This window comes from Streptomyces roseoverticillatus (assembly GCF_000719265.1).
Classification (GTDB): domain Bacteria; phylum Actinomycetota; class Actinomycetes; order Streptomycetales; family Streptomycetaceae; genus Streptomyces; species Streptomyces roseoverticillatus.
This window is the reverse complement of sequence record NZ_JOFL01000023.1, coordinates 38,901-63,297: the sequence shown is the minus strand read 5'-3', so window position 1 is coordinate 63,297 and position 24,397 is coordinate 38,901. Positions and strand designations below refer to the sequence as shown.

The 24,397-nt window shown below is 71.4% G+C and carries 22 protein-coding genes; 10 read left to right on the top strand and 12 right to left on the bottom strand.

The features are described 5' to 3' along the window. The first annotated feature begins 24 nt into the window (after positions 1-24). Complete coding sequence (locus IF61_RS0125510; protein ID WP_030368878.1) at positions 25-846, top strand: isoprenyl transferase; 822 nt, start codon at positions 25-27, stop codon at positions 844-846. 87 nt (positions 847-933) lie between these two features. On the opposite strand, the gene IF61_RS0125505 is transcribed toward IF61_RS0125510, so the two are convergent. The 4 genes from IF61_RS0125505 to IF61_RS0125490 all read right to left on the bottom strand — a co-directional run bounded on the left by IF61_RS0125505 (position 934) and on the right by IF61_RS0125490 (position 4,114). Further along, the gene (locus IF61_RS0125505; protein WP_030368877.1) at positions 934-1,344 is read right to left on the bottom strand and encodes a Fur family transcriptional regulator; all 411 of its coding nucleotides are present in this window, start codon (positions 1,342-1,344) and stop codon (positions 934-936) included. 105 nt (positions 1,345-1,449) lie between these two features. Continuing rightward, on the bottom strand, positions 1,450-2,340 hold the full coding sequence (locus IF61_RS0125500) for a metal ABC transporter permease (protein WP_030368876.1): 891 nt from the start codon (positions 2,338-2,340) through the stop codon (positions 1,450-1,452). After that, a complete protein-coding gene (locus IF61_RS0125495) occupies positions 2,340-3,107 on the bottom strand; it encodes a metal ABC transporter ATP-binding protein (RefSeq protein WP_030368875.1) in 768 nt (255 codons plus the stop codon). Before IF61_RS0125495 ends, IF61_RS0125500 begins: the two co-directional genes overlap by 1 nt. A gap of 20 nt (positions 3,108-3,127) precedes the next feature. Next, entirely contained in the window at positions 3,128-4,114 is a 987-nt protein-coding gene (locus IF61_RS0125490) for a metal ABC transporter substrate-binding protein (RefSeq protein ID WP_030368874.1), read from the bottom strand. 187 nt (positions 4,115-4,301) lie between these two features. Between IF61_RS0125490 and IF61_RS0125485 the strand changes: the two genes are divergently transcribed. After that, positions 4,302-5,684 carry a glycine--tRNA ligase gene (locus IF61_RS0125485; RefSeq protein WP_030368873.1) on the top strand — a complete coding sequence of 461 codons (1,383 nt, stop codon included), beginning with the start codon at positions 4,302-4,304 and terminating at the stop codon, positions 5,682-5,684. 72 nt (positions 5,685-5,756) lie between these two features. Here IF61_RS0125485 and IF61_RS0125480 read toward each other — a convergent pair whose 3' ends face one another. Then, positions 5,757-6,371, bottom strand: a complete 615-nt coding sequence (locus tag IF61_RS0125480; protein WP_030368872.1) for a Uma2 family endonuclease — start codon at positions 6,369-6,371, stop codon at positions 5,757-5,759. A gap of 167 nt (positions 6,372-6,538) precedes the next feature. On the opposite strand from IF61_RS0125480, the gene IF61_RS0125475 reads away from it, so the two are divergent. The 3 genes from IF61_RS0125475 to IF61_RS0125465 are packed head-to-tail and all read left to right on the top strand — an operon-like array spanning position 6,539 to position 9,067. Further along, the gene (locus IF61_RS0125475) at positions 6,539-7,741 is read left to right on the top strand and encodes a sensor histidine kinase (protein WP_030368871.1); all 1,203 of its coding nucleotides are present in this window, start codon (positions 6,539-6,541) and stop codon (positions 7,739-7,741) included. Continuing rightward, entirely contained in the window at positions 7,729-8,373 is a 645-nt protein-coding gene (locus IF61_RS0125470; RefSeq protein ID WP_030368870.1) for a response regulator transcription factor, read from the top strand. Before IF61_RS0125475 ends, IF61_RS0125470 begins: the two co-directional genes overlap by 13 nt. A gap of 31 nt (positions 8,374-8,404) precedes the next feature. Continuing rightward, positions 8,405-9,067 carry an HAD family hydrolase gene (locus tag IF61_RS0125465; protein ID WP_030368869.1) on the top strand — a complete coding sequence of 221 codons (663 nt, stop codon included), beginning with the start codon at positions 8,405-8,407 and terminating at the stop codon, positions 9,065-9,067. Here the strand turns inward: IF61_RS0125465 and IF61_RS0125460 are convergent. Further along, positions 9,048-10,325, bottom strand: coding sequence for an NsdA family TPR-like regulatory protein (locus tag IF61_RS0125460; RefSeq protein WP_030368868.1), 1,278 nt, complete (start codon positions 10,323-10,325; stop codon positions 9,048-9,050). The genes IF61_RS0125465 and IF61_RS0125460 overlap by 20 nt on opposite strands. A gap of 188 nt (positions 10,326-10,513) precedes the next feature. Here IF61_RS0125460 and IF61_RS0125455 point away from each other — a divergent pair, with 188 nt between their 5' ends. Then, positions 10,514-10,870, top strand: a complete 357-nt coding sequence (locus IF61_RS0125455; RefSeq protein ID WP_030368867.1) for a DUF6415 family natural product biosynthesis protein — start codon at positions 10,514-10,516, stop codon at positions 10,868-10,870. A gap of 7 nt (positions 10,871-10,877) precedes the next feature. Here the strand turns inward: IF61_RS0125455 and IF61_RS0125450 are convergent, their stop codons facing one another. The 3 genes from IF61_RS0125450 to IF61_RS0125440 all read right to left on the bottom strand — a co-directional run bounded on the left by IF61_RS0125450 (position 10,878) and on the right by IF61_RS0125440 (position 14,554). Continuing rightward, positions 10,878-11,462: a TetR/AcrR family transcriptional regulator gene (locus tag IF61_RS0125450; protein ID WP_030368866.1), complete on the bottom strand. Its 585-nt coding sequence runs from the start codon at positions 11,460-11,462 to the stop codon at positions 10,878-10,880. A 447-nt stretch (positions 11,463-11,909) separates the two neighbouring features. Further along, positions 11,910-12,914: an aldo/keto reductase gene (locus IF61_RS0125445; protein WP_030368865.1), complete on the bottom strand. Its 1,005-nt coding sequence runs from the start codon at positions 12,912-12,914 to the stop codon at positions 11,910-11,912. A gap of 164 nt (positions 12,915-13,078) precedes the next feature. Further along, positions 13,079-14,554: an MFS transporter gene (locus IF61_RS0125440; protein WP_030368864.1), complete on the bottom strand. Its 1,476-nt coding sequence runs from the start codon at positions 14,552-14,554 to the stop codon at positions 13,079-13,081. Between the two features lie 101 nt (positions 14,555-14,655). Here IF61_RS0125440 and IF61_RS0125435 point away from each other — a divergent pair, with 101 nt between their 5' ends. Next, positions 14,656-15,573, top strand: a complete 918-nt coding sequence (locus IF61_RS0125435) for a helix-turn-helix transcriptional regulator (RefSeq protein WP_078660487.1) — start codon at positions 14,656-14,658, stop codon at positions 15,571-15,573. 153 nt (positions 15,574-15,726) lie between these two features. On the opposite strand, the gene IF61_RS0125430 is transcribed toward IF61_RS0125435, so the two are convergent. Together IF61_RS0125430 and IF61_RS0125425 are read right to left on the bottom strand one after the other, a co-directional pair. Then, complete coding sequence (locus IF61_RS0125430; RefSeq protein WP_043190674.1) at positions 15,727-16,161, bottom strand: MarR family winged helix-turn-helix transcriptional regulator; 435 nt, start codon at positions 16,159-16,161, stop codon at positions 15,727-15,729. Continuing rightward, positions 16,158-17,585, bottom strand: coding sequence for an MFS transporter (locus tag IF61_RS0125425; RefSeq protein WP_030368861.1), 1,428 nt, complete (start codon positions 17,583-17,585; stop codon positions 16,158-16,160). Before IF61_RS0125425 ends, IF61_RS0125430 begins: the two co-directional genes overlap by 4 nt. A gap of 102 nt (positions 17,586-17,687) precedes the next feature. Here IF61_RS0125425 and dusB point away from each other — a divergent pair, with 102 nt between their 5' ends. The 3 genes from dusB (at position 17,688) to IF61_RS32665 (ending at position 23,602) form a co-directional block, all read left to right on the top strand. After that, entirely contained in the window at positions 17,688-18,830 is a 1,143-nt protein-coding gene (dusB, locus tag IF61_RS0125420) for a tRNA dihydrouridine synthase DusB (RefSeq protein WP_030368860.1), read from the top strand. A 390-nt stretch (positions 18,831-19,220) separates the two neighbouring features. Then, positions 19,221-21,938 carry a pyruvate, phosphate dikinase gene (gene ppdK, locus IF61_RS0125415; protein WP_030368859.1) on the top strand — a complete coding sequence of 906 codons (2,718 nt, stop codon included), beginning with the start codon at positions 19,221-19,223 and terminating at the stop codon, positions 21,936-21,938. 629 nt (positions 21,939-22,567) lie between these two features. Further along, on the top strand, positions 22,568-23,602 hold the full coding sequence (locus tag IF61_RS32665) for an ArsR/SmtB family transcription factor (RefSeq protein ID WP_030368858.1): 1,035 nt from the start codon (positions 22,568-22,570) through the stop codon (positions 23,600-23,602). Here IF61_RS32665 and IF61_RS0125405 read toward each other — a convergent pair. After that, the gene (locus IF61_RS0125405) at positions 23,560-24,396 is read right to left on the bottom strand and encodes a carbohydrate ABC transporter permease (protein ID WP_030368857.1); all 837 of its coding nucleotides are present in this window, start codon (positions 24,394-24,396) and stop codon (positions 23,560-23,562) included. The genes IF61_RS32665 and IF61_RS0125405 overlap by 43 nt on opposite strands. Position 24,397 lies beyond the last annotated feature (1 nt).

Here is a 24,397-nt window from a genome sequence, read left to right as displayed (position 1 = left end):
AGGGACCAAGGAGTAGTGGCACGCATGGCACGACGCGGGATTCTGGGCCGTTCCCGACGCGAGTACCGCACACCCGACCCGCACCCGACCGGGGCGCGGCCGCCGAAGATCCCCGGCGAGCTGGTCCCCGGGCACGTGGCGATCGTCATGGACGGCAACGGCCGCTGGGCCAAGGAGCGCGGGCTGCCGCGCACCGAGGGCCACAAGGTCGGCGCCGAGCGCGTGCTGGACGTGCTGCAGGGCGCGATCGAGATGGGTGTCGGGAGCATCTCCCTCTACGCCTTCTCCACCGAGAACTGGCGGCGCTCGCCGGACGAGGTGCGCTTCCTGATGAACTTCAACCGCGACTTCATCCGCAAGACCCGCGACCAGCTCGACGAGCTCGGCATCCGGGTGCGCTGGGTGGGCCGCATGCCCAAGCTGTGGCGCTCGGTCGCCAAGGAGCTCCAGATCGCCCAGGAGCAGACCAAGGGCAACGACAAGCTCACGCTGTACTTCTGCATGAACTACGGCGGGCGCGCGGAGATCGCGGACGCGGCGCAGGCGCTGGCGGAGGACGTGCGGGCGGGCCGCCTCGACCCGTCCAAGGTCACCGAGAAGACCTTCGCGAAGTACCTCTACTACCCGGACATGCCGGACGTGGACCTGTTCCTGCGGCCCTCGGGCGAGCAGCGCACCTCCAACTACCTGATCTGGCAGAGCGCGTACGCCGAGATGGTCTTCCAGGACGTGCTGTGGCCGGACTTCGACCGCCGCCACCTGTGGAACGCCTGCCTGGAGTACGCCCAGCGGGACCGCCGGTTCGGCGGCGCGATCCCGAACGCGGTGGAGGACGGCGGCGCTTGACATCGCCGGCCGGGGGACCGGCCGGCGCGTCGGCGCGGAACGCGTGAAGGGCCCCGGGCATCGCCCGGGGCCCTTCACGTGAAAGCGTCAGCGCTTCGCGGCGCAGTCCCCGCACGTGCCGAAGATCTCGATCGTGTGCGCGACGTCCACGAAGCCGTGCTCCTCCGCGATGGAGTCCGCCCACTTCTCGACGGCGGGGCCCTCCACCTCGACGGCCTTGCCGCACAGCCGGCAGACCAGGTGGTGGTGGTGCCCGCTGGAGCAGCGGCGGTAGACCGCCTCGCCCTCGCTGGTGCGCAGCACGTCGACCTCGCCCGCGTCGGCGAGGGACTGCAGCGTGCGGTAGACCGTGGTCAGGCCGACCGACGCGCCGCGGTGCTTGAGCATGTCGTGGAGCTCTTGCGCGCTACGGAACTCGTCCACCTCGTCGAGCGCGGCCGCCACCGCTGCCCGCTGCTTGGTGGACCGGCCGCGTACGGGGGGACCCGCCGTCGCCACAGTTGCCTCCTCCAGCTCGCATGAACACCCATCCGCACATGTCGCACGGCAATTGTGCCAGTTCGCGAGAGCGGGTGGGCAAGCCCCGGCGGGCCCGGGCGGGCGTCAGACCCTGACGTCGTCCGCCGCCGTGCGCTCCCCGGGCGCGTCCAGGGTGCACTCCGCCGCGGCGACCGCCTTCCCCGCCCGCCGCTTCGCCAGGGGCGTGGCGAGCGCCGTGAGGACGCCGAAGAGGCCGATGGCGATGAGCACGATGGTCGCGCCGGACGGCACGTCGGCGTAGTAGGACGTGGCGGTGCCGGACACCGTCACCGTGACGCCGATGCCGACCGCGAGGGCGAAGGTCGCCTTGAAACTGCGGGCGATCTGCTGCGAGGCGGCCACCGGGATCACCATCAGGGCGCTGACGAGCAGCAGGCCCACGACGCGCATGGCGACGGTGACGGTGACAGCGGCGGTGACGGCCACGAGCAGGTTCAGCATCCGCACCGGCAGGCCGGTGACGCGCGCGAACTCCTCGTCCTGGCAGATGGCGAAGAGCTGGCGGCGCAGCCCGACCGTGGTGAGGATCACAAAAGCGGCCAGGACGCAGATCGCGACGATGTCCTCCTCCGAGACCGTGGCGATCGATCCGAAGAGGTAGCTGCTCAGGTTGGCGCTGGAGCCGGTGTCGGAGAGGTTCATCAGCATCACGCCGCCGGCCATGCCGCCGTAGAAGAGCATGGCGAGGGCGATGTCGCCGCGCGTCCGCCCGTACCAGCGGATCAGCTCCATGACGACGGCGCCGACGATGCACACGGCCGTGGCCATCCACACGGGGCTGGAGTTCAGCAGGAAGCCGAGGCCGACGCCGGTGAGGGCCACGTGCCCGAGGCCGTCGCCCATGAGGGCCTGGCGGCGCTGGACGAGGTAGGTGCCGATGGCGGGCGCGGTGACGCCGACGAGGAGCGCCGCGAGCAGCGCCCGCTGCATGAAGGCGTGGTCGAGGATGTCCATCAGGTCAGCAGCCCTGTCCGTATCGGTTCCGCAGCCGGGCCGGCGTGCGGGTGTACATGGTCGTGTCCGGGGAGCGCGTGCTGGCCCACGGCCTCCGGCGGCGGTCCGTCGTGGACGACGCAGCCGTCGCGCAGGACGACCGCGCGGTCGATGAGCGGCTCCAGCGGGCCGAGCTCGTGCAGCACGAGCAGGACCGTGGTGCCGCGGGCGACCTGGGCGCGCAGGGCGTCGGCGAGCACCTCCTGGCTCGCGAGGTCCACGCCGGCCATCGGCTCGTCCATGATCAGCAGTTCGGGTTCGCCGGCCAGGGCACGGGCGATGAGCACCCGCTGGTGCTGGCCGCCGGAGAGCGCGTCCACCGGGTCGCCGAGCCGGTCCGCCATGCCGACGAGCTCCAGGGCGCGTATGACCGCCTCCTTGTCGGCCCTGCGCATCATCCCGAACCGGGTGCGGGCGAGCCGCCCGGACGAGACGACCTCGCGGACGGTCGCGGGCACGCCGCCGGCGGCGGTGGTGCGCTGCGGGACGTAGCCGACGCGGGCCCAGTCGCGGAAGCGGCGCTGCGGGGTGCCGAAGAGCTCCAGCTCGCCGCCGGTGAGCGGCACCTGGCCGACGATGCTGCGCACGGCGGTGGACTTGCCCGAGCCGTTGGCGCCGAGCAGGGCGACGACCTCGCCGGGGTGCACGGCCAGGTCCACGCCGCGCAGGACGGGGCGGCCGCCGAGGCTCGCGCCGGCGCCCCGCAGGGATATGACGGGCTGCTCCATGGTGATCTCCTCCGAGACGCTCACTTGGTGCCTAGCGCCTTCTGCAGGGCGGCCAGGTTGGCCTCCATGACCTCGACGTAGTCGTGGCCCCTGGACTCGTCCGTGATGCCCTCGATCGGGTCCAGGACGTCGGTCTTCAGCTTGAGGTCCTTGGCCAGCGTCTTCGCGGTCGCCGGGTTGGCGAGCGTCTCGAAGAAGATCGTCGAGACGTGGTGCTCCTCGGCGAGCGCGTGCAGGTCCTTGATGCGGGCGGCGCTCGGCTCGGACTCGGGGTCGAGGCCGCTGATGGCCTCCTCGGTGAGGCCGTAGCGCTCGGCCAGGTAGCCGAAGGCCGCGTGGGTGGTGATGAAGGTGTCCGAGGCGCGGTTCTTCAGCCCGTCCTTGAACTTCGCGTCGAGGGCGCCGAGCTTCTTCGCCAGGGCGGCGGCGTTCTTCTCATAGTCGCCCTTGTGGTCCGGGTCCGCCTCCGAGAGGGTCTTCGCGACGCCCTGGGCGGCCTCGGCGTACTTCACGGGATCGAGCCAGATGTGGGGGTCGGTGCCGCCCTCGTGCTCGGAGTGCGAGTGGTTGTCGCCCGTGGTGTGGTGGTGGCCGTCGACCTCGGTGCCGTGCTCCTCCAGCGAGGTGAGGGAGGCCATGTCCACGGCGTGCTTGTTCTTGGACTGCTTGATCGCCTCGTCGACGGCGGGCTGGACGCCCTTGAGGTAGACGATCGCGCCCGCGTCGGCGAGGGAGCCGATCTGCTTGGGCTTGAGCTCCAGGTCGTGCGGCTCGACGCCGGGCTTCGTCAGGCTGGTCACGCTGACGTGGTCGCCGCCGATCTGCTCGGCGAGGTACTGCATGGGGTAGAACGACGCCACTACGGCGAGCTTGCCGTCCTCCGCCTTCCCGGCCTCGTCCGCCGAGGAGCAGGCGGAGAGGGCGAGCAGCCCCAGAGCGGCGGCCGCGGCGACGGCGGTGGTGCGTATTCGGGAGGCGCGGGCGGGACGGAGACGGCTTACGTTCATGACACTCATTTTCAACAAAGATGGAAACGATTGTCAACAAGAGGCTCTCAAAAAGGTCCAAAGAGGGGTCCGGGGCGGGCCGCGGAAGGACGTGGTCAAGCCAAGGCCAGAGCCGATTTGATGAGAGGGGGTGCAGCGCCGGTAACCTGAATCATTCGCTGTTCGTCGTCGCAATGAAGAGAGCACCGTGGCCGCCGACAAGATCGACACCATCGTCAGCCTGAGCAAGCGCCGTGGCTTCGTCTATCCGTGCAGTGAGATCTATGGCGGACAGCGTGCCGCCTGGGACTACGGTCCGCTCGGTGTGGAGCTCAAGGAGAACATCAAGCGCCAGTGGTGGCGCTCCATGGTCACCTCGCGCGACGACGTCGTCGGTCTCGACTCGTCGGTGATCCTGGCCCGTGAGGTCTGGGAGGCGTCCGGCCACGTCGCGACCTTCACGGACCCGCTGACGGAGTGCACCTCCTGCCACAAGCGCTACCGCGCGGACCACCTGGAGGAGGCGTACGAGGCCAAGCACGGCAAGCTGCCCGAGAACGGCCTCGCCGACATCAACTGCGCGAACTGCGGCAACAAGGGCGCCTTCACCGAGCCCAAGCTGTTCTCCGGCCTGCTGTCCACCCACCTGGGCCCGACCCAGGACTCCGGTTCGGTCAGCTACCTGCGCCCCGAGACCGCGCAGGGCATCTTCACCAACTTCGCCCAGGTCCAGCAGACCTCCCGGAAGAAGCCGCCGTTCGGCATCGCCCAGACCGGCAAGTCCTTCCGCAACGAGATCACGCCGGGCAACTTCATCTTCCGCACCCGCGAGTTCGAGCAGATGGAGATGGAGTTCTTCGTCAAGCCGGGCGAGGACGAGACGTGGCACGAGTACTGGATGGAGCAGCGCTGGAGCTGGTACACCGGCCTCGGCATGCGCGAGGAGAACATGCGGTGGTACGAGCACGCCGCGGAGAAGCTCTCCCACTACTCCAAGCGCACCACTGACATCGAGTACCGCTTCAACTTCGGCGGCACCGAGTTCTCCGAGCTGGAAGGCATCGCCAACCGCACGGACTACGACCTGAAGGCCCACTCCCAGGCCTCCGGCCAGGACCTCACCTTCTTCGACCAGGAAGCCGGCGAGCGCTGGTTCCCGTACGTCATCGAGCCGGCGGCCGGCCTCAACCGCGCCATGCTCGCCTTCATGCTCGACGCGTACAACGAGGACGAGGCCCCCAACGCCAAGGGCGTCATGGAGAAGCGCGTCGTCATGCGCCTCGACCCGCGCCTCGCCCCGGTCAAGGTCGCCGTCCTGCCGCTGTCCCGCAACCCGCAGCTCTCCCCGAAGGCCAAGGGCCTCGCGACGGACCTGCGCAAGAACTGGAACATCGAGTTCGACGACGCGGGCGCCATCGGCCGCCGCTACCGCCGCCAGGACGAGATCGGCACGCCGTTCTGCGTCACGGTCGACTTCGACACGCTCGAGGACAACGCGGTGACGGTGCGCGAGCGCGACACGATGAAGCAGGAGCGGGTGTCTCTCGACCAGATCGAGGGCTACCTGGGCTCGCGTCTGCTGGGCTGCTGACGTCGTTCCGTAACGGCTGAAGGCCCCGGGTCCCGCGCTGCGGGGGCCGGGGCCTTCGGTTTGCTGCGAGGGTCAGATCTGCTCCCAGCCGGTTGTGTCGAGCTTGCAGTCGAAGGGGGCGGGGATATGCACCGTTCCGCCGAATTCGATCTGTGTGATCGTGCGGTAGCCGTGGTCCGACGGATCGGAGTGCACGATGACAACGCCCTTCAGCATGTCGACGAGCACGTAGACAGGCACGTCAGCCCTGCCGTAGACCTCGACCTTTTCCTTGCGGTCGGCGTCGGCCGTCGAAGGGGACGTCAGTTCGGCGACGAGCGACAACGCGTCGCCGGGCCTGTAGATGCTGTCCGTCCGCAGTGCGGCGGACTCCGCGACGTGGAAGTCGGGGCCGAAGGCGCCGTCGTGGTCGGCGAACTTGTAGAGGCTGGGGTATGCCCGTGCCCGATGTCCCTTGGGTACGTGTGGACCCAGTTGGTCGACGAGCTCATCGAGGATGAGGTCGTAGAAGGACCTGGACCAAGGTGACACGACGACCTGCCCCCCGATGATCTCCGGGTAGTAGCCGTCCGGGAGATCATCGTTGATCTTCTCGAGAATCGTGCAGAGCTCTTCGAAGTCCCCCGGTAGCCCCGGGCCTCGGACTATCAGTTGCGGCGGCGGTGGTGTCTCGACCATGACTGCCATGATGCGCCTCCTTGGCTGTGTGCGCGGTCAGACACTCAGCGTGGTGAGCCGGACGGCCCGGCAGGGCAATTCCCCTCGCACGTTCATCCGATGGTGGCACTGGCTGTACCAACGAGCCGGACACCAGTACCATCGCCCGCCCTGACCTGCGCACTTACCGTGTGACCATGCGAATCCCCACCTTTCTCAGGGGCCCCTTCGACGGGGCCGGGCGTGCCGTCGCCCTTCTCGCCACCGGCGTGCTCGTCCAGTGCGGCGCGCTCGTCGTCATGGCGGTGCCGTGGCTGGACGGCGGGCCGACGAAGGCGTCGAGCTGTCTGGTGGCCGTGGTGGCGATGGTGGCCGTCCTCGCCGCCGGCTGCCCCCTGCTGACCCGGATGCAGCGGGCGCGGTTCCGGGCACGGCTCGGGGTGGAGATACCCGTGGCCGGGCGGTCCTGGTCGTGGCGGCAGTTGGGCTACCACCTGGCGGCGGGGCCGCTGATCGCGCTGGGCGGCGCGCTGACGCTGCTGCTGTGGGCGGCGTCCGCGGTGGCGGCCACCACGTACGTCTGGGTGTGGGCACTGCCGACCGAGACGCGCCTGGCGCAGGCGGGTTACGCCGTACAGGCCGGCTACCTCACCGCCGCCGGCCTCGCCGGGCTCTACGGCGCGGCCTGGCTCTCCCGAACGCTCGCCCGGCTCGACACCCGCGCCGCGGTCCGCCGCCTCGGCCCCAGCCGCGCCGAGCTGCTGGAGCAGCGCGTCGAAGAGGTCACCGAGAGCCGCGCCGGCGTCCTGGACGCCGCCGACGCCGAGCGCCGCCGCATCGAACGCGACCTGCACGACGGCGCGCAGCAGCGGCTCGTGTCGATGGCGGTCAACCTGGGGCTGGCCAAGGTGACGCTCACGGACCTGCCCGAGGACGCCCGCAAGGTCATCGACGAGGCGCACCGCGAGGCCAAGGAGGCCATCGCCGAGCTCAGCAACCTCGTCCGCGGCCTGCACCCCGCCGTGCTGGAGGACCGCGGCCTCGACGCCGCGCTGTCCGGCATCGCCGAGCGCGCGCCCCTGCCCGTCGGGCTGACGGTCGACCTGCCCGTCCGGCCCGCCCCCGCGGTCGAGGCCGTCGCCTACTTCGTCGTCTCCGAAGCGCTCGCCAACGTCGTCAAGCACGCGCGCGCGGGCCGGGCCGATGTCCGCGTCGAAACGCGCGGGGGCATACTTCTTGTCGTCGTCACCGACGACGGCGTGGGCGGGGCCGACCCTACGGGCGGAACCGGGCTGGCAGGGCTGGCCAAGCGGGTCGCGTCGGTCGACGGCACGTTCTCGATCAGCAGCCCCGCGGGGGGCCCGACCATCGTCACCGTGGAGCTGCCGTGCGCGCCGTGATCGCCGAGGATTCCGTCCTGCTCCGGATCGGCCTGGTGAAGGTCCTGGAGACGGCCGGGTTCGACGTGGTCGCGGAGACCGGCGACGCGGAGGCGGTGCTGGCCGCGGTGGAGGAACACCGGCCCGGCCTGGTCGTCCTCGACGTGCGCATGCCGCCGGGCTTCACCGACGAGGGGGTACGAGCCGCCCTCGTCATCCGGCAGCAGTGGCCGGACACGGCCGTACTGCTGCTCTCCCAGTACGTGGAGGAGCGCTACGCCGCCGACCTGCTCTCCGGCGACACGCGCGGCGTCGGCTACCTGCTCAAGGAACGGGTCGCCGACGTGGAGGAGTTCATCGACGCCCTGCGGCGCGTCGCGGGCGGCGGCACCGCGCTCGACCCGCAGGTCGTCTCGCAGCTGCTGCTGCGCCGGCACAGCGATCCACTCGACCGGCTCACGCCGCGCGAGCGGGAGGTTCTGGAGCTGATGGCGTCCGGGCGCTCCAACGCGGGGATCGCGGAGGGGCTGTTCGTGAGCGAGAGCGCCGTCGCCAAGCACATCAACTCGATCCTGGCCAAGCTGGACCTGCCGAAGGCGGACGCGGACCACCGGCGGGTGCTGGCGGTGCTGCGGTTCTTGGGTGTGGGGTAGGCGGGGCCCGGCGGTGCTCTAGTCTGCGGTCATGATTCGCGCAGTGGTGTTCGATGTCGGCGAGTGCCTCGTGGACGAGACCCGCGAGTACGGGACTTGGGCCGACTGGCTGGGCGTGCCGCGGCACACCTTCGCCGCGATGTTCGGAGCGGTGATCGCGCAGGGAGGCGACTACCGCGAGACCTTCCAGCGGTTCCGGCCGGGCTTCGACCTCGCCGAGCAACGTGCGGCCCGCGCGGCGGCCGGGCAGCCCGAATGGTTCGGCGAGGACGATCTGTACCCGGACGTGCGGCCCGCGCTGAGGGAGCTCCGGGCGGCGGGACTGTGGCTGGGCATCGCCGGAAATCAGACCGTCCGGGCCGGTGGCCTGCTTCGTGAGCTGTTCACCGGCGACGTGGACCTCATCGGGACGAGCGACGACTGGGGTGCGTCCAAGCCGGACCCGGAGTTCTTCGTCCGGGTCGCCGAGGCCGTGCCGTTCCGGCCGGAAGAGGTCCTGTACGTCGGTGACCGCGTCGACAATGACATCCGGCCCGCCGTCTCCGCGGGCATGCACACGGCTCTCGTCCGGCGCGGCCCGTGGGCGACGATCCAGTGGCAGACGCCGGATGCGCAGAACGTTCCCACGTTCCGGGTCGAGCGGCTCACGGAACTCGTGGAAGGCATTGCGAAGTTCAACGCCGAAGCGCGCTGACGGTAGCTCCCCAGGAGTACAGCCGGTCGTCGAGGCCCCGCACGCACGGCTCGTGCTGCCAGGCCGCGAGCGACCGCCGTACGTCCCGCACCCGGTCCATGCCCGTTGCGTACCAGGTCGTGCCGAGTTGGTCGAGGGCTTGGCACGCGTACGCGCATGCCTTCTCCGGATCGCCCGCGGCCGCCTCGGCTGCCGCGAGGTCGCCGAGGATCACCGTGCGCTGCTTGGCGGATTCGGCAGGCAGCTGATCGAGTGCCGATTGCAGTGTCTCCCGGGCCTGGGGCAGATGCCCTGCCTTCAGCTGGGTATTGCCCTTGAACGCCGCGAGTCGTGTCGCGTCGAACCAGTCCATCCACGGTGGTGACGCGTCCTCGGATCCCTCCGCCAGCACGTCCTCGCCGTGCCTGATCAAGTGGAGGGCCGTGCGCAGATTGCCGCACCGTGTTTCGCATTCCGCCTCGACGGCGTCCAGCCATGCCCAGAACTCCGCCGACGCCGGGCCACGGCGAGCGTAGGCGCGAGCGGCCACGAGGCGCTCGACCGCGTCGTCTCTACGTCCGGCCCAGCCGGGAATGAACGCGGTGTGCGCGAGGATGGCGCTGCCCAAGAGAGCGTCGTCCGCCTCACCGGCCGCCTGCAGCGCACGCAGCAGCGTCTCGCCCGCCCGGTCCGCTTGCCTCAGGTCGAAGAACTCGATGCGCCCGGCGAGGAGGTAGCTCTCCGCGAGGGCCGCCGCGACAACGGCTCGGCATCCGCCGGCTGTCTCCGAGAGGAGAGCGCACCCCAGACGGGCATGGCCGAGCACTGCCGGGTGCAGGGTCGCCGGTGCCACCGACCAGTACAGGCGTCGGTGTGCCCGGGTGATAGCAGCGAAGTCCTGGCCGACGCTGGCCTGGTGGAGAATGTTCGCTGTTCTGGAGGGTATCGGCGTCAAGGTTGCCGCAGTCGTCGCACCATTGACGGGATCGAGGTGCAAGGGGTCTGGGGGCCGGGTTTCGGACTGCCCCCACGGCGGAGTGAAACCCAGCTCCTCCAGGGGCTGACGGAGCAGGTGCACGAGGACACGGCCGACGTCCGGGTGAGGCCAGGGTGGAGCGGCTGATTCCCAGCGCCGCACCTGACGTACTCCTGCCGTCACACCACGCATCCCCAGCTTGGGCGCGGCTCGGCCGATGGCATCTGCCAGCGCCTGCTGCGACGCGAACCCGGCAGCCACTCGCGCTGATTTCAGCCGGACATTCCCGGGAGCTCGTGACACGGATCCTCCAGACGCAGCCTTCGCCCCCAAGGTACGTCCCGGCAAGGCCTGATGAGGTCACCCACTTGGGTCTATCGAGGTCCCCTGAGAGTCCTTCTAGCGTCCTCCAAGAGTCCTCGAATCGAACGGTCTCTAACGAGACGCTCTCACCAAGGCTGAGCACCCACCACCCAACGGCGAGGAACCCCATGCCCGACCTCATCGACGCCGATCACATCAACCGCACCATCGACCGCGCCCTCAACACTCCCGTACTTCCGACGCACACCGAGCTCAAGGAGCTCGAAGCGGACCTCCGTCGGCACATTCACGCCCTGCTGCCCGTCGTCGCTGCGCAGACCGCCTGTCCGGGCCCCGTGAGCAAGGACTGGGCCATGCGAAGGTTCACGCTCGCCCGCGCCCGCGCCGTGCTCCTCGACGGACCCGGTGCGGGGCTGCGGTCCGCCGCCGAGCACGTGAACAGCCTCGCTCACGTCTGCCGGGCCCTTCTCGGCCACCGCCCGGCCGCGCGCGAGGAAGCCCGCCCGGCGGTTACCGGCGATTGAGGTCCGCTCAGGCCGGGCGCAAGCCGCGCAGCACCAGGTCGCAGACCGCGTCGAACGCCGCGTCGATCCCCGGGAGCGACCAGTCCGCGGCGTACGCGGGGTCGTGGAAGCGGTTCGTGGCGTCCCACAGGGCGCGGGCCGTGCCCATGGGGTCGGTCGTGGCGAACTCGCCGCTGCGGGTGCCGCTTTCCACGATCTGCGCGAGCTGGCCGATCATCGTCTCGATGTGCCGGTCGACGGTGGCACTGTTCTCGCCCACGAGAACCATGTACGTGGCGAACAGCTCCGGGTCGCCCCCCGCCTTGCGCCGCTTCGCGGCGAACAGTGCCGTGAGCCAGGCGCGCAGGCGCGGCCCGGCGGGGCCCTCCGCGCCGGCGACGGCCGACAGCTCCGCGTGCGACAGGTCCAGCCAGCGCTGCGTGACGGCCTCCCGCAGGGCGGCCTTGCTGCCGAAGTGCCGGTAGACGCTGCCGTGGCTGACGCCCAGCGCGCGGGCGACGTCGACCACGGTGGCCTTGGCGGGGCCGTAGCGGCGCAGCACGTCCTCGGTGGCTTCGAGGATGCGCTCGGGTGTCAGCGGCTCGGGCGGCATGCGGGCTCGTACCTTTCGGCTGGGGGCGGGCGGTCCCGGTGATGCGCCCATATGGACGGTACCGGGCCGGTCCCCGGGGGCGCGGGGCGGTGGCCGCATCGGCCGGCCGGGCACCGCCGGTCACCTCCGGTGGGGGTTGCGCGCCGTCGCGGGCTTTCTGCCTTGCGGCAGGGAACAGGGAGAGGCCGTGCCTCTCTGCCTCCGCCGCCGCGGCGCGCAGCCACCGCGGTGGATCCCGGCGGTGCCGGACCGGCCTCGGGCCGGGGCTGCACGGCACCGCCGGGACGCGCCGTCCGGCTTCTCGCCGTCGCGGCGGGATTCCTTGCCCGGAGGCAGGAAGCGGAATGGTCTTCCGCCGCCGCGGCGCGCAACCCACCGCGGTGGATTCCGGCGGTGCCGGACCGGGCCCCGGCAGGGGCCGTCCGGGAGCCGCCCGCAGGGCTCACGTCACCGTTCGCTGTCGAGGTGGGCCATCTGGGACTCCGGGTAGCGCGCACCGGACGCGGCGCCGGCGGGGACCGCCTCTTCGATCGCGGCGAGGTCGGCCGCGTCCAGGGTCAGGTCGAGCGCGCCGAGCGCCTCCGTGAGGCGGTCGCGGCGGCGGGCGCCGACGAGGGGCACGATGTCCTCGCCCTGGGTGAGGACCCAGGCGATGGCGGTCTGCGCGACGGACGCGCCCTTGCCCTCGGCGACCTTGCGCAGGGCGTCGACGAGGTCGAGGTTGCGCTGGAGGTTCTCGCCCTGGAAGCGCGGGCTCATGCCGCGGAAGTCGCCCGCGCCGAGCTGCCGGTCGCGGTCGAAGTGGCCGCTGATCAGGCCGCGCGAGAGCACGCCGTACGCGGTGACGCCGATGCCGAGCTCGCGCGCGGTGGGCAGGATCCGGTCCTCGATGCCGCGGGAGATCAGCGAGTACTCGATCTGCAGGTCGGAGATGGGTGCGACGGCCGCGGCCCGGCGCAGGGTGTCAGGGCCCACCTCGGAGAGGCCGATGTGGCGCACGTGGCCGGCCTCGACGAGCTCGGCGATGGCGCCGACGGTCTCCTCGATCGGCACGTCGGGGTCGACGCGGGCGATGCGGTAGACGTCGATGTGGTCGGTGCCGAGGCGCTGCAGGGAGTAGGCGGCGAAGTTCTTCACGGCGGCGGGGCGGCCGTCGTAGCCGGACCAGCCGCCGTCCGGGTCGCGCAGGGCGCCGAACTTGACGCTGGTGAGCGCCTTGGCGCGGGACGCCTCGCCGGCGGTGCGCAGGGCTTCGCCGATGAGCAGTTCGTTGTGGCCCATGCCGTAGAAGTCGCCGGTGTCGATCAGGGTGACGCCGGCGTCGAGGGCGGCGTGGATCGTGGCGATGGACTCGGCGCGGTCGGCTTCGCCGTAGAGGGCGGACATGCCCATCGCGCCGAGGCCGAGCGCGGAGACCCGGGGGCCGGTGGTGCCGAGGGTGCGGTGCTGCACGGGAGCTCCTTCGGGAGGGAGGCGGGAAACGCGGAAATATCAGTGCAATCCACCCATAAGCGGGTAAGCAGGATTGCGGCTCCCTTGAAGAGTGACACATGGACTGACAGATTTCAATATCTGTCAGTCCATCCCCATGTCGGCCCACCGGTCCGGGCCCCGGCTCAGGCCTCCGTACGCGGCATCCGCAGCGTGAGCAGCGCCGACGCCACCACCGCCACCACCTGCACCCCCAGCGTCACGGCGAGCGCGTCCCGCATGCCCAGCGACTCCGACAGCGTCAGGAACAGCGACCCGAGCGTGGCCACGCCCAGCGCCATGAACGACTGCTGCGTGGTGACCATGACCCCGCTGCCCACGCCCGCCTGCGCCACCGGCACCTCGCTCAGCACCGTCCGCAGCGTCAGCGGCAGCAGCAGGCCCTGGCCCAGCCCCTGGACGGCCATCGCCGCGCACGGGCCCCAGATGTCGCGCCCCTCCCAGCCCCAGTAGAAGGCCGCGGCCACCCCCAGCAGGCCCACGCCCTGGATCAGCGCCCCGGCCGTGACGGCCCGCCGCCCGTACCGGCTGAAGAGCCGGGGCCCGGCCAGCGAGCCCGCGAAGAACGTCACGCACATCGGCACCAGCGCCAGCCCCGCCGCCAGCGGGCCCAGCCGCAGCCCCTCCTGCAGCACCACCGCGAGGACGAACATGAAGCCGCCCCAGCCCAGCGAGAACGGCACCACCACGGCCAGCCCCGTCCGCACCGACCGCACCCGCAGCAGCGACGGCGGCACCAGCGGCGTCCGCCCGGCCTTCCCTGCCCGTCCTGCCCGCTCCAGGCGCCGCTCCGTGACGGCGAACGCCACCGCCGCGAACGGGAAGACCACCAGCAGCGCCCACGACCACACCGGCCAGCCCGTCGCCCTGCCCTCCGTCAGCGGCACCAGCAAGGAGATCAGCGACAGCGACAGCAGCACCGTGCCCAGGCCGTCCACCCGCGTCGGGTGCGTGGAGCGGGTCTCGGGCACCGCGCGGGCGGCCAGGATCAGGGCGACCGCCGCGACCGGCGCGTTCACCAGGAAGATCGACCGCCAGCCGGTGCCGGCCACGTTCGCGGCGACCAGCACCCCGCCCAGCACCTGGCCGACCGAGGCGGAGATCCCGGACGTGCCGCTGTAGAAGCTGAGCGCCCTGGCCCGGCCCGCCCCGCTCGTCGTGGCCTGGATCGTCGCCAGCACCTGCGGCAGCATCAGCGCGGACGCCGCGCCCTGCGCGATGCGCGCGGCCACCAGCCACCAGGCTCCCGGCGCGAGGCCGCACGCCACCGACGTCACGCCGAACGCCGCCGTGCCCCACATAAACAGCCGGCGCCTGCCCACCATGTCGCCCAGCCGCCCGCCGAGCACCAGCAGCACGGCGTAGGCGACCCCGTAGCCGCCCACGACCATCTCCAGCAGGGCCGGGCCGGCGTGCAGGTCGTGGTCGATGGCGGGCAGGGCGACGTTGACGATGAAGAAGTCGATCATCGGCAGCGCCGCGCCGGTCAGCACGGTGAACAGGCCGAGGGGGGTGAGGGCGGGGGAGGAGGGCCGGAGGGATCCTCCGGCGGGCGTCGCAACGGATTCGGTGACAGGGGGAGTTGTTCGGGTATCGCTCACAGGATCGACAATGGCTGCTCGCCCAGCCCGGTACCAGAGCGTCCTTATCCTGGTACCGGCACTACCTGGAACAGGCCGCAGGCCTCGCGCACGCTGGAGGCATGACCACGATGCTGCAGGAGCCCCGGACCCTTCCCCGCACGCCCGTCCCCTCCGCGATGCCCGTCCCCTCCGCGCCCACCGCCGACGACGTCCGCCGCGGGGAGCTGGCCGCGTTCCTGCGCAGCCGCCGCGAGCGCGTCTCCCCCGAGCAGGCGGGCCTGCCGCGCGGGCCGCGGCGGCGCACGCCCGGCCTGCGCCGGGAGGAGGTGGCGCACCTCGCCGCGGTGGGCGTCACCTGGTACACGTGGCTGGAGCAGGCCCGCGACATCAAGGTCTCACCGCAGGTCCTGGACGCCGTCGCCCGCGCCCTGCAGCTCGACCGCAGCGAGCGCAGCCACCTCTTCGCGCTGGCCAACGCGGTCGACCCGATGCCGGAGGCCGACTGCCCGGGGGTCTCCGCGGACCTGCGGATGATGCTGGATCAGCTGGAGCCGTTCCCCGCCGTCATCCAGAACTCGCGGTACGACCTCCTCGCCTACAACCGCACGTACAGCGCGCTCATGTGCGACCTCGACAAGCTGCCCCGCGAGGACCGCAACTGCATGTGGCTCGCGTTCACCAACGCCGAGGTCCGCGCGACGCTCGCCGACCTGGAGGAGACGACCCGCGCGATGGCGGCCAGGTTCCGCGCCTCGATGGCGGAACACCTCGGGGAGCCGGCGTGGGAGCGCTTCCTGGCCAAGCTGCTGGCGGCCTCCCCGGAGTTCCGCATGATCTGGGCCCGCCACGAGGTCGCCCCGATCACGTCGCCCCGGATGCGCGGCCACCGCCACCCGGAGGTGGGCGAGCTCCGCCTCAACATCACCAGCCTGTGGACCGGCCCCCACCCGGGCGGCCGGCTGCTCACGCTCACCCCGGCGGACGACGTCACGCGGGAGAGGCTGGAGAAGCTGAGCGCGCTCGCGCGGGGCGCGTAGCCGTTCTACGGGCCGGGGTGGTCCGGCGCCGCCGGTCTCCCACGCCGTGGTTGCTCGCCGTTGCGGCGGGCGGTTTCTCTTCCGCCGTTACGGTGAGCAACTGCTACGGCGAGGGTCCGGCGGCCTACGTGGCCGCAGCAACCACCTGTTCTCTCACGAACCGTAGGTCGCCAACCGCGAGGTGATCCGCTCCAGCTCCGCCAGGTCCTCCGCCGGCAGCGCCAGCAGGGCCGGCGGCGGCGTGCCCAGGATGCGCTCCGCCCGGGCCGCCAGCTCCTTGCCCGCCGGGGTGACCGAGACGATCTTCGAGCGGCGGTCGGCGGGGTTGGCGGTGCGCTCCACCAGGCCGCGGCCCGCCAGGTCGTCCACGACCAGCGTCGCGTACGGGCGGTCCGTCAGCAGCTGCTCGGCCAGCTCGCGGAGGGTGAGGGGGCCGCGGGCGATGCGCCGCAGGGCCTTGATGCGGAAGAAGCTCATGCCGAGGGCGTCGACGACCTCCTTGCGGCGTTCGTTGCCGCCGAGGACGATCTCCCGCAGCTGGCCCCAGGCGCGCTCCGCCGTAGCGGCGTGCGTGTCGTGCGCGGTCATGGTGTCACCGGGATCCTGCTCTGCTCGGAGGGGAGGCCGGTCCGGGCCGCGGCCCGCTCGGCGGTCCGGGCGGCCCAGCGGCCGGTGGTGATCGTACCGACCACGAGCACGGCCGCGCCGCAGCCCGTGACGATCCACCAGCCCGTCTCCCGCATTCCCGCCGCGACCGCCGCGCCGATCACCGCGACGCCCAGCGAGCTGCCGACCTGCCGGCTGGTCGAGGCGACGGCGGCCGCGACGCCGGCCCGGGAGCGCGGCAGACCGGAGACGGCGGTGTTGGTGATGGGCGCGTTCACCAGGCCGAAGCCGATGCCGAAGAGGACGTACGCGGAGAACAGCAGCAGGCCGGAGGAGCCGGCGGAGGTGCCCGCGCCGCTCGCCGCCACGAGCACGCCGCTCGCCGTCATCGCCGCCCCCGCGAGCACCAGCGGCAGCCGCGGCCCGCGGGCTCCCACCAGCCGGCCCGACAGCGGCGCGAACACCAGGCACATCACGGCCATGGGCAGCATGTACAGGCCGGCGTCCAGTGCGGACAGGCCCCGGTCGTTCTGCAGGTACAGCGTGTTGAGGAAGAGGAAGCCGCCCAGCGCCGCGAAGGCGCTCACCGCCACCACCGTGGCCCCGCTGAAGGGCGCGCTCCGGAAGAGCCGCGGCTCGATCAGCGGTTCGGCGCGCCGCCGCTCGTAGGCGACGAGCCCGGCCAGGGCGCAGCCGGCGGCGGCGAAGCAGCCGAGGATGAGGGGCGAGGCCCAGCCCGCCGCGGAGCCCTCGATGATCCCGTACGTGAGCGAGCCGAGCAGCACGATCATCAGCGCCTGGCCGACGGGGTCGGGGCGGCGCGGCTTGGGCGCGCGCGACTCGGGCACGTACCGGGCGGTCATCGCGAGCGCGGCCAGCCCCACCGGCAGGTTGATCCAGAAGATGGCCCGCCAGCCGGTGGTCTCGACGAGCGCCCCGCCGATGACCGGCCCGGCCGCCATGCTGATGCCGACGACGCCGCCCCACACCCCTATCGCGCGGGCCCGCTCCCGCGGGTCGGTGAAGGTGTTGGTGATGATCGACATGGCGACGGGGTTGAGCATCGAGCCGCCCACGGCCTGCACCATGCGGAAGGCGACGAGCCAGCCGAGCCCCGGCGCCAGGCTGCACAGCACGGACCCCGCGGTGAAGAGCACCAGCCCCGCCTGGAAGACCCGCCGGCGGCCCAGCCGGTCGGCGGTCGAGCCGGCGAGCATCAGCAGCGAGGCCAGGACGAGCGTGTAGGCGTCGATCGTCCACTGCAGGCCGGGGACGGTGGTGTGCAGGTCGCGCTGCATGGACGGCAGCGCCACGTTCAGGATCGTGTTGTCGAGGCTCACCATCAGCAGACTCGTGCAACAGATGGCGAGGACCAGCAGCCGGCGGCGCCGGGAGAGCTCGGGCACGGGGGACCCCCTGGGGTACGGGCGCACAACAGATAGTTGTACATCTCCAATGATTTAAAGAGTACAACTAAACGCTCCATGGCGGTACGCGACAATGGAGCCATGACGCATGACGCCGCCACGCCGCTCCAGATCGGCCCGCACACCGTGTGGCCGCCGGTGGTCCTCGCCCCCATGGCGGGCATCACGAACGCACCCTTCCGCACGCTGTGCCGAGAGTTCTCGGGCGGCAAGGGGCTGTTCGTCAGCGAGATGATCACCACCCGGGCCCTGGTCGAGCGCGACGCCAAGACCATGCGTCTGATCCACTTCGACGGCACCGAGAAGCCCCGGTCGATCCAGCTCTACGGCGTCGACCCGGTCACCGTCGGCAAGGCCGTCCGCATGATCGTGGACGAGGACCTGGCCGACCACATCGACCTCAACTTCGGCTGCCCCGTCCCCAAGGTCACCCGCAAGGGCGGCGGCTCGGCGCTCCCGTACAAGCGCAACCTGCTCCGCTCGATCCTGCGCGAGGCCGTCGGCAACGCCGGCTCCCTCCCCGTCACCATGAAGATGCGCAAGGGCATCGACGAGGACCACATCACCTACCTCGACGCCGGCCGGATCGCCGTCGAGGAGGGCGTCACGGCCATCGCCCTGCACGGCCGCACGGCGGCCCAGCACTACGGCGGCACCGCCGACTGGGAGGCCATAGCCCGGCTGAAGGAGACCGTGCCGGAGATCCCCGTGCTCGGAAACGGCGACATCTGGTCGGCGGAGGACGCCGTGCGGATGATGCGCGAGACCGGCTGCGACGGCGTCGTCGTCGGCCGCGGCTGCCTCGGGCGCCCCTGGCTCTTCGGCGACCTCGTCACGGCCTTCGAGGGCGGCGGCGCCCCCGCCGCGCCCACGCTGCGCGAGGCGGCCCGCGTGATGGTGCGCCACGCGACGCTCCTCGGCGAGTGGCTGGAGAGCGAGGAGCGCGGCGTCATCGACTTCCGCAAGCACGTGGCCTGGTACACCAAGGGCTTCTCGGTCGGCTCGGAGATGCGCAAGAAGCTGGCGGTCGCCTCGTCCCTGGACGAGCTCGGCGCTCATTTGAGCGAGCTCGACCTGGACCAGCCCTGGCCCGCCGGCGCCGACGGGCCCCGTGGCCGTACGTCGGGCCGCAACCGCGTGGTGCTCCCGGACGGCTGGCTGAACGACCCGTACGACTGTGCGGCCGTCAGTGCCGACGCCGAACTCGACACATCCGGCGGCTGATGCGTCGCACGACGGCGTGATTCTCGCCACCCCTGATCAGTACCTCGCTCAGATGAGCGGTATACACAGGGGTGCATCTCTTGAGGGGTGGCACTGCGTGCCACCCCTCTTGCGTTCATGACTTGACCCCGCATCCTCCATTTGGTCGACGCTCCGTGATGTGGCGACTTCTGTTTGTCATTCTGTCTTCAGAAGTCGAATAACCGGCTTCCGGACCCTTTACCGGGGCGTGACTTTCGATCTGCTGGCTGACAGGCGGTTACGCCCATATGGCCGGGGGGTGGACCTCCCTATAAGCCTTCGATCTGGGTACGCTCCCCGCCGTCAGCACGTTTGAGCACGCCTTCCCCCAACTGTGTACGGGGGGACCCCAGTGAGGAGTCGAGTCCCGTGCCGGAAACCACAGATCAGCAGAAGTTCGTCTACGACTTCACCGAGGGCAACAAGGACCTGAAGGACCTGCTCGGCGGGAAGGGCGCCAACCTCGCCGAGATGACCAACCTCGGCCTGCCCGTTCCCCCCGGCTTCACCATCACCACCGAAGCCTGCAAGGTCTACCTCGACAGCGGCAGCGAGCCCACGGCCCTGCGCGACGAGGTCTCGGCCCACCTCGGGGCCCTCGAGAAGCGGATGGGCAAGAAGCTGGGGCAGGCGGACGACCCGCTGCTGGTCTCGGTCCGGTCGGGCGCCAAGTTCTCCATGCCCGGCATGATGGACACCGTCCTCAACATCGGGCTCTCCGACGCCTCCGTGGCCGGGCTCGCCGCCCAGGCCGGCGAGGAGCGCTTCGCCTGGGACTCCTACCGGCGCCTCATCCAGATGTTCGGCAAGACCGTGCTCGGCGTCGACGGCGAGCTCTTCGAGGAGGCGCTCGACGAGGCCAAGCGCGCCAAGGGCGTCACCACGGACGTCGAGCTCGGCGCCGCCGACCTCAAGCGTCTGGTCGAGGAGTTCAAGGGCATCGTCGCCAAGGAGACCGGCCGGGACTTCCCGCAGGAGCCGCGCGAGCAGATGGACCTCGCCGTCCGGGCGGTCTTCGACTCGTGGAACGGCGACCGCGCCAAGCTCTACCGCCGCCAGGAGCGCATCCCCGGCGACCTCGGCACCGCCGTCAACATCTGCTCCATGGTCTTCGGCAACCTCGGCCCCGACTCCGGCACCGGCGTCGCCTTCACCCGCGACCCCGCCAGCGGCCACCAGGGCGTCTACGGCGACTACCTGCAGAACGCCCAGGGCGAGGACGTCGTCGCGGGCATCCGCAACACCGTGCCGCTCGCCGACCTGGAGCGCATCGACAAGGCGTCCTACGCCCAGCTGATGCAGATCATGGAGACGCTCGAGACGCACTACAAGGACCTGTGCGACATCGAGTTCACCATCGAGCGCGGCAAGCTGTGGATGCTGCAGACCCGCGTCGGCAAGCGCACCGCGGGCGCCGCCTTCCGCATCGCCACCCAGCTCGTCGACCAGGGCCTGATCGACGAGGCCGAGGCGCTGCAGCGCGTCACCGGCGCCCAGCTGGCGATGCTGATGTTCCCGCGCTTCGACGAGAAGGCGAAGACCAACCTGCTCGGCCGGGGCATCGCCGCCTCGCCCGGTGCCGCCGTCGGCAAGGCCGTCTTCGACTCCTACACCGCCGTGAAGTGGTCGCGCTCGGGCGAGAAGGTCATCCTGATCCGCCGCGAGACCAACCCCGACGACCTCGACGGCATGATCGCGTCCGAGGGCATCCTCACCTCCCGCGGCGGCAAGACCTCGCACGCCGCCGTCGTCGCCCGCGGCATGGGCAAGACCTGCGTCTGCGGCGCGGAGGAGCTGGAGGTCGACACCAAGCGCCGCCGGATGACCGCGCCGGGCGGCGTCGTCATCGAGGAGGGCGAGGTCGTCTCCATCGACGGCTCCACCGGCAAGGTCTACCTCGGCGAGGTGCCCGTCGTGCCGTCCCCGGTCGTCGAGTACTTCGAGGGCCGCACGGACGGCGCCGCGCAGGACGCCGACGAGCTCGTCAAGGCCGTGCACCGCGTGATGACCTACGCGGACGGCGGGCGCCGCCTGCAGGTCCGGGCCAACGCCGACAACGCCGAGGACGCCGCCCGCGCCCGCCGCTTCGGCGCCCAGGGCATCGGCCTGTGCCGCACCGAGCACATGTTCCTCGGCGAGCGCCGCGAGATGGTCGAGCGGCTGATCCTGGCCGACCACGAGGACGAGCGCGACGAGGCCCTCAAGGCCCTGCTGCCGCTGCAGAAGTCCGACTTCGTGGAGCTCTTCGAGGCCATGGACGGGCTGCCCGTCACGGTGCGCCTGCTCGACCCGCCGCTGCACGAGTTCCTGCCCGACATCACCGAGCTGTCGGTGCGGGTCGCGCTCGCCGAGGCCCGCGAGGAGGCGCACGAGAACGAGCTGCGCCTGCTGCAGGCCGTGCACAAGCTGCACGAGCAGAACCCGATGCTCGGCCTGCGCGGCGTCCGCCTCGGCCTCGTCATCCCGGGCCTGTTCGCCATGCAGGTACGGGCCATCGCCGAGGCCGCGGCCGAGCGGCTGAACGCGGGCGGCGACCCGCGCGCCGAGATCATGATTCCGCTGGTGGGCACCGTCCAGGAGCTGGAGATCGTCCGCGAGGAGGCCGAGCGGGTCATCGCCGAGGTCGAGCAGGCCGCCGGCACCGGCCTGCGGCTCCCCCTGGGCACCATGATCGAGCTGCCCCGCGCCGCGCTCACGGCCGGTCAGATCGCCGAGGCCGCCGAGTTCTTCTCCTTCGGCACCAACGACCTGACCCAGACCGTGTGGGGCTTCTCCCGCGACGACGTCGAGGCGAGCTTCTTCACCGCCTACCTGGAGAAGGGCATCTTCGGCGTCAGCCCCTTCGAGACCATCGACCGGGACGGCGTGGGCTCGCTCGTACGGGCCGCCGCCGAGGCCGGCCGGGCCACCCGCCCCGACCTCAAGCTCGGGGTGTGCGGCGAGCACGGCGGCGACCCGGACTCGGTGCACTTCTTCCACGAGGTGGGCCTGGACTACGTCTCCTGCTCCCCCTTCCGCATCCCCGTGGCACGCCTGGAGGCCGGCCGTGCGGCCGCGCTCGGCAAGGGGGGCTCGGACAGCCGCTGACGCGGCTGCCGCGCCGGCCCGGCACGAACCGGGACGGCGCGGCGGAGCCGCCGCCCGGGCGACCCCGACCCTCAGCCCCGGCGGCGGCTCCAGCACCTCGAAGGGGCGGCTCCCGTGCGGGGGGCCGCCCCTTCGCACGGACCGTCCGGTACGGACCAAGGCCCTTCATCCGGAACCCCGGTGGCCGGATTCCGCCGCTCCCATGGGGCCCGTGAGGCGCGAGATGGGGCGGCAGCGTCTCCGGCACATGACGCCGGGGTTACCGGTAGGTGGTCATCCCGTGGTGATCCTGCGCCCGAGATGTGCCCGACCTGTGGCTTCCCTGTGCCGGACAGGGCGAAGGGGCGGCGCCCGTGCGGGAGCGCCGCCCCTCTTTACTCCCCCACCGGGAGTTGTTGCCGCCCGCATCGGCTCGGGCGGCAACTCGCATACTCAGCGGCCGCTTTTTCGCTCGCCACCCCCCACGGGAACGAGCGGGGCGCGGCCCCGAGTGCGTGAATAGCATTTCGCTTCCCCCACGTTCCCCGCGAGTCCTTTCAACTGTGGCCAAAAGGGCGTGGTAACAGCTCGTATCGGTGTGCATACTCAGTGAGCGGGGGGTGGTTGCGGATGTCTCATGTGGGGGTTTGGTGCTGCGCGTCCATTTCACTGGACTCGATCTGGCCCGGTTGCGCCTGGCCGGAGACCCGGACGCACTCTGGGAAACCGTATTGAGCCTCCACCGGCTCCGGGACAAACAAGGCGAGTCGATCTTCGGGGATTGGCGCTCGGAAACCCGGGCCAGGTTGAATGGTGAAACTCGGCTTCTCGCCCCGCTGGTGCCTTCCCGCGGGTATTTTCCGGACTTCCTCACGCCCCCCGAAGGGGTACTCGGACTCGACTCCGGCATGCAGGCCCTGCGCGAGACGCCGGGCGAGCGGGTGCACCGCGAGCTCGGCCGGCTCTCCACGGCCCGGACGCTCCCCGCTTGGATACGATCCATGGCCGAGGGCGACGAGCGCGCCTACGCCAAGCTCACCGGCGCGCTCCAGGCCTACCACGACGCCGCGATAGCACCCTACTGGCAGCACATCCAGGCCCAGATCGAGGCCGACCGGGCCGTGCGCGGCCGGGCCCTGCTGGACGGCGGCGCGGACGCCCTGCTCTCCTCACTGCCGCCCATGATGCGCTGGCGCGCGCCCGTCCTGGAAGCCGACTACCCCGTCGACCGCGACGTCCACCTCAACGGCCGCGGGCTGCTGCTGGTTCCCTCCTTCTTCTGCCGGCGCACGCCCGTCACCTACCAGGACCCCGAGCTCACCCCGGTCCTCGTCTACCCCGCCCGGCACATGTCGGAGTCCGCGCCCGCCGTGCCGACCGCGCCGCGCTCGCTCGGCAAGCTCGTCGGGCACACCCGCTCGGCGGTCCTCGGCTCCATCGGCGGCGGCTGCACCACCAGCGAACTCGCCCGCCGCGTCGGCGTGTCCGCGGCCTCGGCCAGCCAGCACGCGGGCGTGCTGCGCGAGGCGGGCCTGGTCCTGACGCTGCGCAACGGCAGCGCGGTGATGCACACCCTGACGCCCCTGGGCGCGGCCCTCCTGCGCGGCGGTCACAAGACGACGCAGCTCGCGCAGAGGGCGCCTCAGTCGTCGATCCCCGAACGTTCGACCCCCGCAACGATGTAGCGCTGCAAGAGCAGGAAGACGAGCAGCAGCGGGAGGATCGAGACCGCGGCCGCGACGAACAGCTCGTGGATCTGAACGGTCTGGGCCGTGGTGAACGTCGACAGGGCCACCTGCACCGTCCACGAGTCGCGGCCCTGCCCGATCACCAGCGGCCACAGGAACGCGTTCCACGCCCCGATGAAGACGATCGTGCCCACGGCCGCGAAGACCGGCCGGGAGTTGGGCACCACGACCCGCCAGTACGTGCGCCAGTACCCCAGCCCGTCGACCTGCGCCGCGTCCTCCAGCTCCCGCGGGAAGCCCAGGAAGTACTGGCGGAAGACGAAGCACGCGAAGGCGCTGAAGAGCGTCGGCACGATCAGCCCGCGCAGGCTGGAGACCCAGCCCAGCGACGACACCAGCACGAACGACGGCACGAAGGTGACCGCCGCCGGCACCAGCAGGGTGCCCAGGATCGCGTAGAAGACGGCGTCGGCGTGCCGGTAGGGGATGCGGGCCAGCCCGTAGCCCGCGAGCGAGGCCAGCAGCAGCGTGCCCAGCGTGGTGGCCACCGCGATCAGCGAGGAGTTCAGCAGGGCCCGGGCCATCGGCACGTCCGGGTCGGTGAACAGCTCGCGCACGTTCGACCAGTGCGGGCTGGTGGGGAAGAGCGTCCAGCCGGGTGCGGTGATCTCCTCCTCGGAGGCCAGGCCGCCGCGCACCAGCAGGTAGAAGGGGATGAGGAACAGCACGGCGAGGGCCGTCAGCAGCATCAGCCGCAGGGCCCGCCCGGTGCGTACGAGGGCGTCGTCCACG

Coding starts and splice junctions, on each gene's coding strand:
- IF61_RS0125500 (WP_030368876.1), bottom strand. CDS start 2,340: ATGGACATCCTCGACCACGCCTTCATGCAGCGGGCGCTGCTCGCGGCG.
- IF61_RS0125430 (WP_043190674.1), bottom strand. CDS start 16,161: ATGACCGCGCACGACACGCACGCCGCTACGGCGGAGCGCGCCTGGGGC.
- IF61_RS0125465 (WP_030368869.1), top strand. CDS start 8,405: ATGATTCGCGCAGTGGTGTTCGATGTCGGCGAGTGCCTCGTGGACGAG.
- dusB (WP_030368860.1), top strand. CDS start 17,688: ATGACGCATGACGCCGCCACGCCGCTCCAGATCGGCCCGCACACCGTG.
- IF61_RS0125475 (WP_030368871.1), top strand. CDS start 6,539: ATGCGAATCCCCACCTTTCTCAGGGGCCCCTTCGACGGGGCCGGGCGT.
- IF61_RS0125490 (WP_030368874.1), bottom strand. CDS start 4,114: ATGAACGTAAGCCGTCTCCGTCCCGCCCGCGCCTCCCGAATACGCACC.
- IF61_RS0125455 (WP_030368867.1), top strand. CDS start 10,514: ATGCCCGACCTCATCGACGCCGATCACATCAACCGCACCATCGACCGC.
- IF61_RS0125510 (WP_030368878.1), top strand. CDS start 25: ATGGCACGACGCGGGATTCTGGGCCGTTCCCGACGCGAGTACCGCACA.
- IF61_RS0125495 (WP_030368875.1), bottom strand. CDS start 3,107: ATGGAGCAGCCCGTCATATCCCTGCGGGGCGCCGGCGCGAGCCTCGGC.
- IF61_RS0125450 (WP_030368866.1), bottom strand. CDS start 11,462: ATGCCGCCCGAGCCGCTGACACCCGAGCGCATCCTCGAAGCCACCGAG.
- IF61_RS0125480 (WP_030368872.1), bottom strand. CDS start 6,371: ATGGCAGTCATGGTCGAGACACCACCGCCGCCGCAACTGATAGTCCGA.
- IF61_RS0125435 (WP_078660487.1), top strand. CDS start 14,656: ATGACCACGATGCTGCAGGAGCCCCGGACCCTTCCCCGCACGCCCGTC.